Annotated in this window: 12 protein-coding genes; 3 read left to right on the top strand and 9 right to left on the bottom strand. The window is 73.7% G+C overall.

The features are described from left to right. The coding region (locus ACYVPE_RS35975) for an AraC family ligand binding domain-containing protein (protein WP_461038025.1) at positions 1-464 on the bottom strand (464 nt) is incomplete at its 3' end. 1,019 nt (positions 465-1,483) lie between these two features. Between ACYVPE_RS35975 and ACYVPE_RS35970 the strand changes: the two genes are divergently transcribed. Next, positions 1,484-1,894, top strand: coding sequence for a DUF2000 family protein (locus ACYVPE_RS35970; protein WP_461038024.1), 411 nt, complete (start codon positions 1,484-1,486; stop codon positions 1,892-1,894). A gap of 10 nt (positions 1,895-1,904) precedes the next feature. Here ACYVPE_RS35970 and ACYVPE_RS35965 read toward each other — a convergent pair whose 3' ends face one another. Next, a complete protein-coding gene (locus ACYVPE_RS35965) occupies positions 1,905-2,441 on the bottom strand; it encodes a GNAT family N-acetyltransferase (RefSeq protein WP_461038023.1) in 537 nt (178 codons plus the stop codon). A 97-nt stretch (positions 2,442-2,538) separates the two neighbouring features. Here ACYVPE_RS35965 and ACYVPE_RS35960 point away from each other — a divergent pair, with 97 nt between their 5' ends. Both ACYVPE_RS35960 and ACYVPE_RS35955 read left to right on the top strand, forming a co-directional pair. Then, entirely contained in the window at positions 2,539-3,504 is a 966-nt protein-coding gene (locus ACYVPE_RS35960) for a zinc-binding dehydrogenase (RefSeq protein WP_461038022.1), read from the top strand. 146 nt (positions 3,505-3,650) lie between these two features. Continuing rightward, positions 3,651-6,362, top strand: a complete 2,712-nt coding sequence (locus ACYVPE_RS35955) for an ABC transporter substrate-binding protein (protein WP_461038021.1) — start codon at positions 3,651-3,653, stop codon at positions 6,360-6,362. A 27-nt stretch (positions 6,363-6,389) separates the two neighbouring features. Here ACYVPE_RS35955 and ACYVPE_RS35950 read toward each other — a convergent pair whose 3' ends face one another. From ACYVPE_RS35950 to ACYVPE_RS35920, 7 genes are all read right to left on the bottom strand, one after another. Next, positions 6,390-7,376 (bottom strand): PadR family transcriptional regulator, encoded by a 987-nt coding sequence (locus ACYVPE_RS35950; protein WP_461038020.1) that lies wholly within the window; start codon positions 7,374-7,376, stop codon positions 6,390-6,392. A gap of 1 nt (position 7,377) precedes the next feature. Continuing rightward, complete coding sequence (locus ACYVPE_RS35945) at positions 7,378-8,241, bottom strand: DUF4097 family beta strand repeat-containing protein (RefSeq protein ID WP_461038019.1); 864 nt, start codon at positions 8,239-8,241, stop codon at positions 7,378-7,380. Positions 8,242-8,354: 113 nt separating this feature from the next. Then, a complete protein-coding gene (locus tag ACYVPE_RS35940) occupies positions 8,355-8,537 on the bottom strand; it encodes a DUF6104 family protein (protein WP_461038018.1) in 183 nt (60 codons plus the stop codon). Between the two features lie 72 nt (positions 8,538-8,609). Then, positions 8,610-9,911, bottom strand: a complete 1,302-nt coding sequence (locus ACYVPE_RS35935; RefSeq protein WP_461038017.1) for an alkaline phosphatase family protein — start codon at positions 9,909-9,911, stop codon at positions 8,610-8,612. Further along, positions 9,908-10,810 carry a LysR family transcriptional regulator gene (locus tag ACYVPE_RS35930; protein ID WP_461038016.1) on the bottom strand — a complete coding sequence of 301 codons (903 nt, stop codon included), beginning with the start codon at positions 10,808-10,810 and terminating at the stop codon, positions 9,908-9,910. Before ACYVPE_RS35930 ends, ACYVPE_RS35935 begins: the two co-directional genes overlap by 4 nt. Beyond that, positions 10,810-12,213 carry a cation:dicarboxylate symporter family transporter gene (locus ACYVPE_RS35925; RefSeq protein WP_461038015.1) on the bottom strand — a complete coding sequence of 468 codons (1,404 nt, stop codon included), beginning with the start codon at positions 12,211-12,213 and terminating at the stop codon, positions 10,810-10,812. Before ACYVPE_RS35925 ends, ACYVPE_RS35930 begins: the two co-directional genes overlap by 1 nt. 222 nt (positions 12,214-12,435) lie before the next feature. Then, positions 12,436-15,851, bottom strand: a 3,416-nt coding sequence (locus ACYVPE_RS35920; protein WP_461038014.1) for a multifunctional oxoglutarate decarboxylase/oxoglutarate dehydrogenase thiamine pyrophosphate-binding subunit/dihydrolipoyllysine-residue succinyltransferase subunit, incomplete at its 5' end; no start/stop codon positions are given.

The following is a 15,851-nucleotide window of genomic DNA, read 5'->3' as shown; positions in this document are numbered from 1 at the left end:
GCGGGCGGCGCGGGCCGCGGCGCCCGGGTGGCGCCGCGGCACCCGACGGCCAACACGGCGGCGCTGAGCCGCTCCTCGCGCGCCAGGGTGGTGGCGGGCCGGCCCTGGCCCGCCACCAGGGTGCGGTGCAGCCGCGCCAACGCGAGCGCCAGCACCGGATCCGCACGCACCGGCTGGTCGAACAACGGCAGCCCGGACCGCCCGGCCGCGTCACCCGCGGCATCGGCCAGCACGTCTCGCACGACCTGGGCGCCGATGTGGACGATCCGGTAGGTGAACCCCGACTCGAAAGCGGACTGCCCGTCGTGCGGATCGTCCGGATTGAACGCCATCACCATCCCGGCGGCACTGGTGTGCCCGGCCCCCCGGCACGTGAACCGCTGCGCGCCGCTCTCGGTGACGGCGAACGAGTAGGCGTCGTGGCTGTGCCGGTGGAACACGTGCCGCGTGAAGTGCGCCCGCATCGCCTCCACGGGCCGCTGCGCGTCCCGCCAGTACTCCGCCCAGTCGCTGCCGCTCACCACCCCACCAGTCTGCCTGGCCGGCGGGCCACCCCGGAGGCGCCAGCCTCCGCGAACCGGCCCCGGGGCTCCGCCCCGGCTGCCCCGCGGCGTGCCGCGCCTGGCCTGGCGGCCGGGCTCGGGGCTCCGCCCCGAAGGCCCCGCCCACATCCGTGAGTTGGCACGTGACCGAGGCACGGTCCCCCGCCCGCGGCCGGGACGGGTGAGGAGTTCGGCCGGGCGCCGTGTCCTGTCCCGTGGCCACGCCGGTCTGCCGGCCGGGACGGGGGCTCGGCCCGGTGGCCCGGGTTTGGGCTTTGGCCTGGAGGGCCCCGGTCTGGTGGCCGTGCCCGGCGCTTGGCCCCGGTGGCCCGGGTTCGGGCCTTGGCCCGCAGGCCTCCGGCCTGGTGGCCGGGCCTGGCGCTTCGCGCCGGTGGCCCGAGGCCAGGAACTGGCCCGGTGGTCGGGCGCCCCGGGTGCGGGGGCTGGCCTGGCGGCCGTGCCCGAGGCTTGGCCCCGGTGGTCCGCGTCCGGGGCCATGCCCTGCAGGGCCTTGGCCTTGCGGCCGAGCGCGGCGCTTCGCGTTGGTGGACCATGTCCGCGCTTCTTCGGGGCCTTGGCCCGGTGGCCGAGCGCGGCGCTGCGCGCTGGTGGCCCGGGTTCGGGCCTTGGCCCGCAGGCCTCCGGCCTGGTGGCCGGGCCTGGCGCTTCGCGCCGGTGGCCCGAGGCCAGGAACTGGCCCGGTGGTCGGGCGCCCCGGGTGCAGGGGCTGGCCTGGCGGCCGTGCCCGAGGCTTGGCTCCGGTGGTCTGTGCCCGAGGCTTGGCCTCGGTCGTTCGGGTCCGGGGCGAAGCCCAGGGGCTTGGCCCCGTGGGCCCCGACCGCGGTCGTCACCCGGCCTGTGGCCGGGACGGGTAGGGCGGCCACGCCCGTTCCGCACGGGCGTTCAAGAATTCCCCGTACCCCCGCCCCGAGAATCGCCGCATGCGTTTCGAGACCAAGATCGCCATCGTCGTCCGCCACGATCTCGCCGTGTGGCAGAAGCTCAACGTGACCGCGTTCCTTGCCAGTGGGGTCGCGCACGCCACCGCCGAGGTCATGGGGGAGCCGTACCTGGACGCGTCCGGCAACGGGTATCTGCCGTTGTTGCGGGAGCCGGTGCTGGTGTACGCCGCCGCGGCGGAGGGGTTGCGCAGGGCGCGGGAGAAGGGGTTCGGGCGAGGGCTCGCGGTGGCCGTGTACACCGAGGAGATGTTCGTCAGCGACAACGACGTCGACAACCGGGCGGCGGTGCGGGCCGTGCCGGCCGAGAAGTTGAACCTGGTCGGGTTGGCGCTCTACGGCCCGCGCAACGCCGTGGACCGCACCACCAAGGGGTTGCCGCTGCACGGTTGAGAAGCGAGGGTCAGCCGGTGCTGGTCCAGGCTTCCCGCGGCGGTGAGCCGTCGGCCGGGGCGAGTTGGCCGGCCTTGGTCCAGCCCCAGGACTGGAAGGCGGCCCGCGCCGGGGCGTTGCCCGGGTCGAGGAGGGTGAGGTGCAGGCCGGCCCTGCTGCGCGCGAGCAGCTGGCGTTGCAGCTTGGTGGCGACCCGCTGGCGCCTGCGGTGCGGCGCGACCAGCAGCGTGGTGATGACGAACACCTGGCGGGCCGCGGTGAGTTCGGCGATCTCCGACGGCACCCCGTCGAACGCCTCCCACCACGGGCTGCCGCGGTCGGCGCGATGGCCGTAGACGCAGCCGACCAGCGCCGGCTCGCTGGCGACCATCATGTCGAACTCGGGCTCGCCGCTGTCCTCGTCGACCAGCTGGCGGATGAACTCCTCCCGCCCCAGCGGAAAGAGGTCCGGTGCCTCCTGGCAGGCCGCCAGGTAGAGGTCGCCGAGGTGCTCCCGCTCGGACTCCGCCTGCCACCTGCTCAACCGCCGCATGAAAACCGTGCTCATGACAGCTCCCCGTGGACTCTTCGCCGTGAACTCTCCATCGTCCCACTCCAGGGCCGGTTCTGGAACGGAGCGGCGGGGCGGTACTAGCGTGGGCGCCATGTTCGCCGCATATGCCGCACGTTTCGACCGCGACCACCCGCTGAACGCACTGGAACTCGGCGACCGGCCCGAGCCCGAGGTGCCGAACCCCGACTGGACCGTCGTGCACGTCCGCGCCGCCTCGCTCAACCACCACGACCTGTGGTCGCTGCGTGGCGTCGGGCTCGCCGCCGAGGCGCTGCCGATGACCCTGGGCTGTGACGCGGCCGGTGTCGACGAGGACGGCAACGAGGTCCTGGTCCACTCGGTGATCGGCGCCACCGGGCACGGGGTCGGGCCGACCGAGCGCCGTTCGTTGCTGAGCGAGAAGTACCAGGGCACCTTCGCCGAGCGCGTCGCGGTGCCGAGGTGGAACGTGCTGCCCAAGCCGGCCGAGCTCTCCTTCGAGGAGGCGGCCTGCCTGCCCACCGCCTGGCTGACCGCCTACCGGATGCTGTTCACCAACGCCGGGGTGCGCCCGGGCGACAGCGTGCTGGTGCAGGGCGCGGGCGGCGGGGTGGCCACCGCGGCGATCGTGCTCGGCGCGGCGGCCGGGCTGCGGATGCTGGTGACCAGCCGGGACGCCGCCAAGCGGGAACGGGCCGTGGCCCTGGGCGCCGAGGCGGCGTTCGAGGCCGGCGCCCGGCTGCCGCGGCGGGTGGACGCGGTGCTGGAGACCGTGGGCGCCGCCACCTGGTCGCACTCCGTCAAGTCGCTGCGCGCGGGCGGCACTCTGGTGATCTCGGGCGCCACCTCGGGCCAGGCGCCGCCGTCCGCCGAGCTCAACCGGATCTTCTTCCTCGAACTCCGGGTGGTCGGCAGCACCATGGGCGGCCGGGACGAGCTGGCGGCGCTCGCCTCGTTCTGCGCGGCCAAGGGCGTCCGGCCGGTGATCGACACGGTGTTGCCGCTGGAGCGGGCGGGCGAGGGCTTCGCCCGGATGGCGGCCGGCGAGCAGTTCGGCAAGATCGTGCTGACCGTCTGACCCGCTGAACCGTCTGACCCGCGACCGCTGACCCGCCGACCGGCCGCCCCCGCCGGGTACCGCCGATTTCCGGCAATCGGGAACTTCCGTCCGCCGCCTCGCGTCGTGTCCTGCGACGACGCGAGGCCGGCGCGGGGGAGGCTGCCATGACCGATCGTGACGGGGGCGCGCGGGAGTTACCCGCGTATCGCGGGATGGGCGAGTTCGTCGATGCCCTCGAACAACTGATCAGGCAGCCGAGGCGGCGGCGCAGCTGGCTGCCCGTGGTGCTGCTCGCCGGGCCAAGGGACCGGCACATCGCCGCCGGCCTGCGCAGCTGGCTGAACGGCGAGCACGGTCCGCTCACCCCGCACGCCTATGTCGCTGACGCGTCGGGTGGCCCCGAGGCGCCCGACCTGTTCGACGAGATCGGCGACCAGCTCAGGCGCACCACCCGGGCCTGCGACGGCGGCCGGCTGCGGCTGCCCGGGCTCTGGCTGCTGAAGACGGTCGCGGCGGCGCCGGAACACGTCAGGTCGGGGCCCTGGCGGGGGCTGCGCGACCACCTCTACGCCAAGCACCGCGAGGAGTCCACGCTCGCCCACACCCTGTGGAACGTGGCGGGCGAGGAGCGTGGGGACGGGATCAGGGGCGACGGCGGCATCGCGGGCGCCGTCTGGAACTTCCTGGTCGGCTGGGCCTTCCAGGGCCTGCCGCGGCTGCTCTTCGTGACCAGGGCCAAGCGCCGGCTCTCCTGGTTCACCGCCTGGGCCGACCGGCAGCGCGGGCCGGCGTCGTTCTTCGACCACCTGGGCGACCTCGTCCCGCCGGCGTCGCGGCCCGAGCGCCTTGAGGACCTGGACCGGGTACTGGTGCAGGCGATGATGACCGACCTGGAGCGGGCGGTGCGCGGCGGCTTCCCGCGGCCCTGGCGCCGCCGCCGGGCGCACCGCTTCGTGCTGCTCTTCGATCGCGCGGGAGACGAGCACTCGCGGGTGCAGCGGTTCATCAGGGAGCTGCGCAACGAGGCCAAGGACCGGGGCGCCACCTCGCTGTTGGTGGTGGCCGCCGGGGTGGACGGGCTGGCCAGCCTGATCCCCGACGAGGAGAAGACCGGCTTCGACGCGGCCGGCGACTGGCTCGCGGACGGCCTCACCGACCCGCGGCTGGTCGCCGCCGTGACCGGGCTCGTGGTCACCGTGCCGGAGGACGCGGCGCCCGACGATCCCCGGGCCGCCTACCAGCTGCGGCGCAGGCGAAGGCTGCGGGTCAGGCCGCACCGGCTCGGGCCGCGGGCCGAACTCGCCGTCGAGCTCACGACGGTGGCGCTGCTCGCCGGCCTGCTGCCGTTCGTCCCGCTGCCAGGGGACGACGGCTGCGAGGGCGGCACCTTCCGCGGCTCGGACGGCTCGTGCGTCGGGCCGCAGGGCCCGACGCTCGGCAGCCCGGTGGTCAGCGATCCGGACGTGCGGGAGGTGCTGGGGCGGATCGAGCGGCAGAACGCGGCGGTGGAGGCCGCCACCGCGGAGTGGCGCGCTGAGGACGGGCTGCCGATGCCGCGCACCGTGTTCTACATCGGGCCGCTCAGCGGCGGCGACGACGCCGAGGACCCGGTGCGCGGCGGCACGCTGGCCCAGCTGCGGGGGGTCGCGCTGGCGCAGGAGCGGTCCAACGCGCTGGCGATCGGCTCCCGGGAGCGGGTGCCGCTGCGGGTGGTCGCGGCCGACGCGGGCGACCGGTTCAGGGACGCGGTGCAGGTGGCCAGGCACGTCGTCGACCTGGCCGCCGACGACCCGTCCGTCGTGGGCGTGGTCGGGATGGCGCAGAGCCGGGACACGGTCTACGAGGCGCTCGAGGTGCTGAGCCGGGCCGGGCTGCCGGTGGTCGGCGTCGCCGGCACCGCGGACGAGCTGCTCGACCACGGCACGCACTACTACCAGAACGCGCCGACCAACAGCCGGGCGGCGGCGGCCATGGCCGCGTTCGCCGGGGACGCCGCGCTGATCACCACGGAGGGCGGCGAGCGGGTGCCGGCCGAGCGGGCCGTGCTGGTGGCCGACGCGCGGGACGCCTACAGCAGCGGTCTGGCGCGCTCCTTCCAGGAGAGCTACCCGGGCCCGCTCGACACCCTGCTCTACACGCCGTCCAACGACCTGCCGCGGGACCAGGGGGTGTTGCCTGGCGAGTCGGTGCCCAGCCTGGAGCGGCTGGCCGGCGAGGTGTGCGGCCGGCTCGCCGCCGAGCCGCGCACGGCCCTGGTCTGGGCGGCGCGCGGCAGCGAACTCCCGCTCTTCCTCGAGGAGCTGAGGCGGCGCACCGAGGGCTGCCCGCGGGTCAGCGTGCTGGGCGGCGACGAGATCTCCAACGTGCCGATCACCGAGGAGGAGCCGTGGAACGTCTTCCCCGGGCTCGACCTCTACTACGTGCTGGACGGCGGCGGCCCGCTGCTGTGGGAGAGCCCGGAGGGGCAGGCGTTCGCCGACTCCTACGAGGGCGCCTACGGCGGGACCGACGCGGCCGACGTGAGCCGGGCCGTGGGGCTCGACCCGCGCCCGGCCCTGGCGTGGGACGCGCTGCGCTACTTCGGCGCGGCGGTCGACCAGGCGTGGGAGACCACCGGTCGGGTCAACGACCGCCTCGACCGCGACCTGGTGCAGGGCGTGCTCTACCAGGGGCTCGGCCCGGACGGCTTCGACGGCGCCACCGGCCGGCTCGACCCCAGCGGCGCCGACGGCGGTCGGCGCGAGACGGAGGACAAGCTGGTGATCATCCTCAGCGTGGCCGCCGGGCGGGCGCCGGAGGCCGAGCTGGTCTGCGGCGCCGTCACCGGCGAGGACGTCAGGACCACCTGGGGCGAGGCGAACCACCCCTGCCCCTGACGGCCGGCCGGGGCCGGCCGGCGCCGCTCAGTCCTTGGTGGTGTGGATCAGGGCGACCAGGTGGGCCGCGGCGGTGGACAGCTGGCGCCTGGCCTCCCGCAGCGCCTGCTGCGACACCCCGTGGTCGCGCGCCGCGTCCCGCACGTCGTCCCTGAACCGGTCGAGCAGCCGTTCCAACTCGCGCTCCGGATCGGCCACCGGCTCCTCCGCCTCGGCCGGCTCCGACTCCGACTGGCCGCCAGGATGGCCGGCGGCGCCCCAGGCCCAGGGGGTGCTCGGGTGCTCCACGAACCGGCTCCAGCCGCCGATCTCGTGGCTCAGCCCCTCCAGGCCCTCGCGGACCGCGCCCGGCCAGTCGCCGGCGTCGGCGCGGGTCTGCACCCGGTCCCTGATCCGGCGCGCGGCCTGCTCGAACTGGGCCCTGCTCTCCTCGCTCGCCTCCTGGCCGGCCTGCTCGCCGGCCTCCCTGGCCTGCCGCGCCTCCTGACGGGCGCGCCGGCTCTCCTCCTTGGCCCGGCGGGCCTCGGCCTTCCAGGCCGCCCGGTCCGCGCGCGGGTGACCGGCGCCGTGGTGAGGGCCGGCGCCGTGCGGGCCGGCGGCGGGCCCGGGCCCGGCCCTGGTGCTGCCACGCGCCGCCGCCGCGGCCTCCCTGACCTCCCGCCGCAGATCGTGCGCCGAGCCGCTGACGTCCTCCCTGATGTCCGCGGCGAGCGCCGCCAGCGAGTCTCTGATCTCCCGCTCCAGATCGGTCAGTTCGGCCTCGCGGGTGGCCAACTCCCGCTGCCCGGCCGGGGTGAGCGAGTAGACCTTGCGGCCGCCCTCCTCGGAGTGGGTGACCAGACCCTCGGCCTCCAGCTTGGCCAGCCGCGGATAGACCGTGCCGGCGGAGGGCGCGTAGAGGCCCTGGAAGCGCTCCTCGAGCAGCCGGATCACCTCGTATCCGTGCCGGGGCGCCTCGCCGAGCAGCTTCAGCAGATAGAGGCGGAGACGGCCGTGGCCGAAGACCGGGGGCATGTCAGGCGTCCTTACCCAGCGAGGCGGCGGATGGCGATTCGCGCTCGGCCGGCGGTCTGCGCAGCAGGGCGAGCGAGCCTGAGACGCTGCTGCAGGACACCCGGCCCGCGCCGGAGCCCAGGGTGCCGGACAGTTGCCTGGCGCCCCAGCCGCCCATCGCCGACAGCTCGGCGAAGGCGGACGAGACGGCGCCGCTCGCGGTGCTCGCGTTCACCCCGGCGCTCACCTCGTCGGGCAGCCGGATAGCGACCTCGCCCGACACCGTGTTGAGCCTGAGGTCGAGGGGGAGCGCCGAGGGCGCCAGGTCGACCACCATGTCGCCGCTGACCGAGTCGGCCGAGAGCCGGGGGGAGCGGTGGTCGATCACCGTGAGCTCCCCGGACACCGAGCTGAACCGCAGCCGACCGCTGACGCCCTGGGCCTCGACGGCACCGGACACCGTCTCGGCGTGCACATCGCCCGACAGGCCCACCAGCGTGGTGTCCCCGCTGACCCCGCGGATGTCGGTGCGGCCCGCGATCCGGCTCACCACCGCGGAGGCGCCGACCAGGCCCACGGTGAGCCGGACATCGGCAGGCACCGAGACGGAGACCACCGCGCTGCGGTGCCAGCCCTTGCGGTCGAGCCACTTGAGGAAGCCCTTCCACGGCAGGTCGTCGTAGGCCACGGAGAGCGTGCCGCCCTCCTGGCGCACGATCAGCGGCGGGCCCTTGACCTCGGTGATCTCGACCCGGGTGGTGGGCTCGTCGGTGCCCACCACGTTGACCAGGCCGCTGACGAGCCGCACCTGGAGCTCCTTGACGCGCGGCTCGTCGAAGGTGAGGGTGCGGTCCTCGCTGATGGACCACTCGGAACTGCGTGGCATGGGCCCTCCCCGCGTTATATCGCGTCCGTGAAGAACACGATATATCGCGTGCGGGGGAAAGTCGAGAGCGAAGGTCGCGACGTCTCGACCGTCGGCTCCTCAGCCCTCCGTCCTCAGTCCTCGTCCTCCTCGTCGTCGAGCCGCGCCAACCAGGTCGCGAGCCGCTCCACCGGCACCTCGAAGTCCGGGTTCAGATCGACGAAGAGCCGCAGCTGGTCGGCCAACCAGCCCAGGCTGACCTCCTCCTCGCCGCGCCGCCGCGTCAGCTCCTCGATGCCTCGGTCGGTGAAGTACACGTCGCTCCTGCCTGCGGGTTCCGGGTGAACGGAAGGGAACGTAAGGGAGGAGCCCAGAATAGGCCGCGCCGCTCAGGCCACCTCCTGGCCCGTCCCGTTGAGCAGCAGCGCGTGCAGGTCGCGGCTGTGCAGCAGCTCGGCGTGGAAGGCGTCCGCCAGCGGCCCCTTCACCGGCTCGCTGACGATCAGCGGCACCACCTGCTCGTGCCGGCCGCCGTGCGAGCGCAGTGCCCCGTGCAGCCCCGACAGGTCGTGCTCGCCCCGCCGGCCGCCGAGCGCCGTGCCGGCCGACGCCGCCACCGACAGGTCGCCGATCCGGTCCAGCGGGTGCCCGTACACCAGCGCCGACTCGGCCCGCTCGTACACCTCCTCGACGCCCGGCACCCCGGCCAACGCCCGGCGGACCAACGCCCGCTGGTCGTCCGGCACGTGCAGCCACGCGAACGAGCCGAGCGCACCGTGGTGGCGCACGTAGGGATCGGTGATCGGCAGCACCACGTGGTGCCCCACCACGCCAGCCGCGTCGAGCAGATCGGCCAGGTACACCACCTCGGGCGCCCCGTCCTGCCCGTGCTTGGCGCTCATCCCGTGGTCCGCGGTGATCCCGATCAGGAACCCCGCCTCCCGGTACTCGCCGAGCAGCCGGTCGACGCCCGCGTAGAACCGGTCGGCCAGCGGATCGCCGGGCGCCGCCGCGTGCTGCACGCGATCGGTCAGCGACACGTACAGCAGCCGGGGCGCCGCGGCGCCGGCGTGCCGGTGCACGGCCAGGCCGATCCGCATCGCGTAGGCGCTGGCCTCCGGGTCGTAGACGCCGGGCGCCGGCTCGCCGACCAGCCGCTCGACGTCCTCGACCCCGAACTCCGGCAGCGCCGCGCCCGCCGCCCGCTCCACGCTCACGCTCGGCACCCCGCCGTTGCCGAGCAGCCGGCGCAGCTTGTCCTTGGCCGTGACCATCAGCACCGGCACCCCGGCCTCCCGCAGCACCGCGTGGATGCTCGGCGCCCGCAGCAGCTCCGGATCGTCGAGCAGCAGCTCGGAACCGTCGGGCAGCCGGCAGTAGTTGCCGGGGACGCCGTGCACCGCGGGCGGCGCGCCGGTCACGATGGACAGGTTGTTCGGGTTGGTCAGGCTCGGCATCTCGGCCAGACCGCGCCGGTAGACGCCGCCCGCCGCCAGGATCTCGGCCAGCCGCGGCATCAGCCCCCTGGCCAGCGCGTCGTCCAGGTACGCCGGGGCGCCGCCGTCCACCGTCAGCACCAGCGTGGGCCGCCGCGGCACCCGGTACTCCCGGCCGTTGACCCACACGGTCGTGGCGGTGGCGGTGGCGGTGGCGGCAGCGGCAGTGGCAGCGGTGGCGGTGGCGGGGTTCATGGTTCTCCTGCTTTCTTCCGTTCCCGCGCCAGGTCGAGGAGCAGTGCCTCGGCGGGCGTCGGGACGTGGTTGACGTGATGGGCGAAGACGATCTCCCGCTCGCCGGGCGCCGGATCGATGTCCAGCGCGACCAGCCGGCCGGCCGCGATCGGATCGACGGCGACCAGCCAGGAGAGCACCGCGAGGCCGAGACCGCAGGCCACGGCCTGGAGGATCGCGTGCGTGTCGTCGATGGTCGAGGTGGTGGCCCCCGGCACCTGCCAGCGGTCGAGCGCCGCGTCCTGCAGCGTCCGGGTCGCCGAGCCGCGCTCCCGCAACAGGAACCGGCTGTCCCGCAGGTGCCGCGGCGCCACCCGGGCGCCGGCCAGCGGATGCCCGGCGGGCGCCAACAGCACCATCTCGTCGGTCAGCACCTCCTCCGTCGCCAGGGCGGCGTTGGGCCGGCGCGGGCCGGCCAGCAGGGCGAGCCCCAACTCGCCTTCGACCAGCAGGCGTTCGATCTCCGTCGCGTTGCGGACCACCAGCCGGTGGTCGATCCCCTGATGCCGCGCCCCGTATCTGGCGAGCAGCGCGGGCAGCACGTTGGCCGCGGCCGTGGTGGAGGCCCCGACGGTCAGGGTGCCGGTCGGGACGCCGGCCGCGTGCCGGGTCTCGGCGAGCGCCTGCTCGGCCAGCCGCAGCAGCGGCCTGGCGTGCCGCAGCAGCGCCGCGCCCGCCGGGGTGGGGCGCACCTGGCCCACCGCCCGTTCGAGCAGCGGCTGCCCGACCTCCTGCTCCAACTGCCTGACGTGGTGCGAGACGGAGGGCTGGCTGAGGAAGAGCAGCCGGGCGGCCGCCGAGAAGCTGCCGGCCTCGGCCACCGTCACCAGCACTTCGAGGCGTTGCAGGTTGAGAGCCATCAGCCGGACTTCCCCAGCGGCACCGGCACCCGGCCCCCGGCCGCCGCCCCGCCCCCCGGCGCCCCGACCCGGGCCTCCTCGACCGCCTCGGCCGCCTCGACCTCGACCGGGGCCACCTCGCCGCGCAGCACCGCGGCCGCCCGCGCCCGGTCGAGGGTGCCCTCCCAGCGGGACACCACCAGGCCGGCCACCGCGTTGCCGAGCACGTTCACCACCGCGCGGCACTCCGACATGAAGCGGTCGACGCCGAACACGATCATCACCGCCGCCACCGGGATCACCCCGGACGACGAGAGCGACGACGCCAGCATCACGAACCCGCCGCCCGTCACCCCCGCCGTGCCCTTGGACGTCAGCAGCATCACCACCACCAGGCCGAGCTGCTCGCCGAGCGACAGGTCGAGGCCGAGCGCCTGCGCCAGGAACATCGCGGAGAGCGTCAGGTAGACGCAGGTGCCGTCCAGGTTGAAGGAGTAGCCGGCGCCGACCGTCACCCCGGCCTCGGCCCTCGGCACGCCAAGCGTCTGGAGCCGGCGGATCACGCCGGGCACCGCCACGTCCGAGGACGAGGCGCCGAGCGCCGTCAGCGTCTCCTCCCTGAAGTGCCGCAGCACCTGCCAGGGGTTCAGGCCGACGACCAGGGCGACCACCCCGCCGAGCACCACCACGACGAACACCGCGGAGGTGACGTAGAAGACGCCGATCAGCCAGCCGAGCGCGTTGAGCGTGGCGGTGCCGAAGGCGCCCACCGTGTAGGCCATCGCGCCGAAGGCGCCAAGCGGCGCCGCGTACATGACGATCCGCACCACGCCGAACAGCGCCTCGCCGAGCCGCTCCACGCCCTGCGCGACGCCCCGGCCCCGCTCGCCGAGCGCCGTGAGCGCCACGCCGAAGAGCACCGCGAACACCAGCACCTGGAGCACCTCGCCCTGGGCGAAGGAGTCGACGACGTTGGTGGGCACCGCGTGCAGCAGCCGCTCGTGCCACGCCAGGTCCTGGGCCGGCTCGATCCGCGACGCGACCTCGTCGCTGAGCCGCAGCGCGTCGGCGTCCGCCCGCATCCGGTCCCCCGGCCGCAGCAGGTTGACCGCGAGCAGCCCGAAGAGCAGCGCGGCGGTGGTCGTCAGCTCGAAGTAGAGCAGCGCCTTCCCGGCGATCCGCCCGGTCCGTCGGAACGAGCCGACCGAGGTGATGCCCGAGACCACCATGCAGAACACGATGGGCGCCAGCGCCATCGTCATCAGGCCGACGAAGCCGTCGCCCAGCGGCTCCAGGGCCCGCCCGGTGTCCGGGCTCGCCCAGCCCAGCAGGGCGCCGGCCGCCATGCCAAGCCACACCCAGGCGAAGAGCCGCCTGTACCAGGGGGTGCGCCCCGTCCGTGGTTCCGCTGCCGTCGGTGCCATCGGTTCCTCCTTCGCGCGTCAGCGAGAGCCACTGAACGCCCGAAGTCGGGCGGAACCGGATGAAGGGAGCGAAGCGGCGGCGGCGCCGAGGTGAAGAGCGGGTGACCGGTGCATGAGGTCGATAGACGGATGCCATGGCCCACCGACGGGGCTCGGGAACGGGACCAGCCCGCCACCCCCCAGGGGTGACGGGCCGGACCTGAGGGCCTCGGAAGGCAGGCGTCAGACGTTGAACACCTCGTCGAACAGCGCCTGCTGCTCGGCCTGGTGCCGCTTGGCCGAACCCACCGCGGGCGAGGACGACGCCGGGCGCGACACCCGCCGCAGCTTGCCGGCCCGCTCGACGTTCTCCACCAGGTTGAGGGCGATGAACGGCCAGCCGCCCTGGTTGGCGGGCTCCTCCTGCGTCCACACCACGGAGTCGGCGGCGGGGTACTTCGCGAGCTCCGCCTGGACCTCCTCGGCCGGCAGCGGGTAGAGCCGCTCGATGCGCACCAGCGCCACGTCCTTGCGGCCCAGCTTCTCCCGCTCGGCGGCCAGCTCGTAGTACACCTTGCCGGAGCAGAGCACCACGCGCCGCACCCCGGCCGGGTCGACCGTGGTGTCCCCGATCACCGGACGGAAGCCGCCGGCGGTGAACTCCTCGGCGGTCGAGGCGGCCGCCTTCAGGCGCAGCATCCACTTCGGGGTGAACACGACCAGCGGCTTGTGGTGCGGGTTGTGCACCTGCCACCGCAGCAGGTGGAAGTAGTTCGCCGGGGTGGTCGGCAGCGCCACCGTCATGTTGTTCTGCGCGCACAGCGCCAGGAACCGCTCGATCCGGGCCGAGGAGTGGTCCGGGCCCTGGCCCTCGTAGCCGTGCGGCAGCAGCAGCGTGACGCCCGAGGTCTGGCCCCACTTCTGCTCGGCCGACGAGATGAACTCGTCGATCACGGTGGCCGCGCCGTTGGCGAAGTCGCCGAACTGCGCCTCCCACATCACCAGCGCCTCGGGCCTGGCCAGCGAGTAGCCGTACTCGAAGCCCATCGCCGCGTACTCGCTGAGCAGCGAGTCGTAGATGTTGAACCTGGCCTGGTCCTCGGTGAGGTAGAGCAGCGGGGTGTAGTCCTCGCCGGTCTTCCGGTCGATCAGCACCGCGTGCCGCTGGCCGAAGGTGCCGCGCCTGGTGTCCTGGCCGGCCATCCGGACCGGGGTGCCCTCCATCAGCAGCGAGCCGATGGCCAGCAGCTCGCCCATCGCCCAGTCGATCGTGCCCTCCTCGACCATCGCCGCGCGCCGCTGGAGCTGCGGCAGCAGCCGCGGGTGCACGGTGATGTGGTCGGGGATGTTGACCTGGGACTCGGCGACCCGCTTGACGACCTCGGCGCTGACGCCGGTCGACACCGCCACCGGGAACTCCGGCTTCGGCGCCGTGACCTCGGCCGGGGCCGGCGTCACGGTGGCCTCCCTGACCTCCTTGAAGACCTTCTCCAGCTGGTCCTGGAAGTCCTGAAGCGCCTGCTCGGCCTCCTCCAGCGTGATGTCGCCGCGGCCGATCAGCGACTCGGTGTAGAGCTTGCGCACCGAGCGCTTCTTGTCGATCAGGTCGTACATCAGCGGCTGGGTGAACGACGGGTTGTCCGTCTCGTTGTGCCCACGGCGCCGGTAGCAGACCAGGTCGATGACGACGTCCTTGTTGAACGCCTGCCGGTACTCGAAGGCCAGCCTGGCCACCCGGCACACGGCCTCCGGGTCGTCGCCGTTGACGTGGAAGATCGGCGCCTCGATCATCCGCGCCACGTCCGTGCAGTACGTGGAGGAGCGGGCGGCGGCGGCCGTCGCGGTGTAGCCGACCTGGTTGTTGATGACGATGTGCACGGTGCCGCCGGTGCGGTAGCCGCGCAGCTGCGACATGTTGAGCGTCTCGGCGACCACGCCCTGGCCGGCGAACGCCGCGTCGCCGTGGATCAGGATCGGCAGCACCGTGAAGTCCTTGCCGCCGCGCCCGATCACGTCCTGCTTGGCGCGCGAGACACCCTCGACGATCGGGTCGACGGCCTCCAGGTGCGAGGGGTTGGCGGCCAGCGAGACCTTGATCTCCTCGCCGGACAGACCGGTGAAGGTGCCCTCGGTGCCCAGGTGGTACTTCACGTCGCCCGAGCCGTGCATCGACTTCGGGTCCAGGTTGCCCTCGAACTCCCGGAAGATCTGGGCGTAGGACTTGCCGACGACGTTGGCCAGCACGTTGAGCCGGCCGCGGTGCGCCATGCCGATGACGGCCTCGTCCAGCTTGTCGGCCGCGGCCTCGTCGAGCACCGAGTCGAGCAGCGGGATGACGGTCTCACCGCCCTCGAGCGAGAACCGCTTCTGGCCCACGTACTTGGTCTGCAGGAACGTCTCGAACGCCTCGGAGGCGTTCAACCGGCGAAGAATCCGCAGTTGTTCCTCGCGCTCGGGCGCGGTGTGCGGGCGCTCCACCCGGTCCTGGATCCACTTGCGCTCCTTGGGATCCTGGATGTGCATGTACTCGATGCCGGTGGTGCGGCAGTACGAGTCGCGCAGCACGCCGAGGATGTCGCGCAGCTTGAGCATCGACTTGCCGGCGAAGCCGCCGACCGCGAACTCCCGCTCCAGGTCCCACAGGGTGAGGCCGTGCTCGGTGATGTCCAGGTCGGGGTGCTTGCGCTGCTTGTACTCCAGCGGGTCGGTGTCGGCCATCAGGTGGCCGCGGACCCGGTAGGAGTGGATCAGGTCGAAGACCCGGGCGGCCTTGGTGACCTCGTCGTCGTGGTTGACGTCGATGTCCACGTGCCAGCGGATCGGCTCGTAGGGGATCCGCAGCGCCTCGAAGATGTCGTCGTAGAACCCGTGCTCGCCGAGCAGCAGTTGGCTGATCACGCGGAGGAACTCGCCGGACGCGGCACCCTGGATGACCCGGTGGTCGTAGGTGCTGGTCAGCGTCATCACCTTGGAGATGCCGAGCCGGTTCAGGGTCTCCTGCGAGGTGCCCTGGAACTCGGCCGGGTACTCCATGGCGCCGACGCCGAGGATCACGCCCTGGCCCGGCATCAGGCGGGGCACCGAGTGCACGGTGCCGATGCCGCCCGGGTTGGTGAGCGAGGCGGTGACGCCGGAGAAGTCCTCCATCGTCAACTTGCCGGTGCGGGCCCGGCGGACGATGTCCTCGTACGCCTGCCAGAACTCGAAGAAGCTGAGCGACTCGGCCTTCTTGATGCCGGCCACCACCAACTGCCGGTCGCCGCTCTTGTTCACCAGGTCGATGGCCAGGCCGAGGCTGACGTGCTCGGGCTTGACGAGCGTCGGCTTGCCGTCCTTCTCGGTGTACGAGTGGTTCATCGACGGCATCGCCTTGAGCGCCTGCACCATCGCGTAGCCGATGAGGTGCGTGAAGGAGACCTTGCCGCCGCGGGCGCGCTTCAGGTGGTTGTTGATGACGATCCGGTTGTCGAACAGGAGCTTCACCGGGACCGCGCGGACCGACGTGGCGGTCGGCAGGTCCCGGGAGGCGTTCATGTTCTTCGCCACGGCGGCCGCGGCGCCGCGCAGCGTGACGAACTCGGGCCCGGCGACGGGGTCGGCGGCCGGCGCGTCCGCCGTGGCTGCCGCGGGCGCGGCCGCCGGCTTCGGCGGCGCGGCGG

The organism is Streptomyces mayteni (genome assembly GCF_054783955.1).
Note: the sequence above shows the minus strand (reverse complement) of the source record. Positions and strands in the feature narration are given on the sequence as shown.

What these genes read in the sequence shown, in the direction of transcription:
- ACYVPE_RS35970 (WP_461038024.1), top strand. Translation starts at nt 1,484, where the DNA reads ATGCGTTTCGAGACCAAGATCGCCATCGTCGTCCGCCACGATCTCGCC.
- ACYVPE_RS35965 (WP_461038023.1), bottom strand. Translation starts at nt 2,441, where the DNA reads ATGAGCACGGTTTTCATGCGGCGGTTGAGCAGGTGGCAGGCGGAGTCC.
- ACYVPE_RS35960 (WP_461038022.1), top strand. Translation starts at nt 2,539, where the DNA reads ATGTTCGCCGCATATGCCGCACGTTTCGACCGCGACCACCCGCTGAAC.
- ACYVPE_RS35955 (WP_461038021.1), top strand. Translation starts at nt 3,651, where the DNA reads ATGACCGATCGTGACGGGGGCGCGCGGGAGTTACCCGCGTATCGCGGG.
- ACYVPE_RS35950 (WP_461038020.1), bottom strand. Translation starts at nt 7,376, where the DNA reads ATGCCCCCGGTCTTCGGCCACGGCCGTCTCCGCCTCTATCTGCTGAAG.
- ACYVPE_RS35945 (WP_461038019.1), bottom strand. Translation starts at nt 8,241, where the DNA reads ATGCCACGCAGTTCCGAGTGGTCCATCAGCGAGGACCGCACCCTCACC.
- ACYVPE_RS35935 (WP_461038017.1), bottom strand. Translation starts at nt 9,911, where the DNA reads ATGAACCCCGCCACCGCCACCGCTGCCACTGCCGCTGCCGCCACCGCC.
- ACYVPE_RS35930 (WP_461038016.1), bottom strand. Translation starts at nt 10,810, where the DNA reads ATGGCTCTCAACCTGCAACGCCTCGAAGTGCTGGTGACGGTGGCCGAG.
- ACYVPE_RS35925 (WP_461038015.1), bottom strand. Translation starts at nt 12,213, where the DNA reads ATGGCACCGACGGCAGCGGAACCACGGACGGGGCGCACCCCCTGGTAC.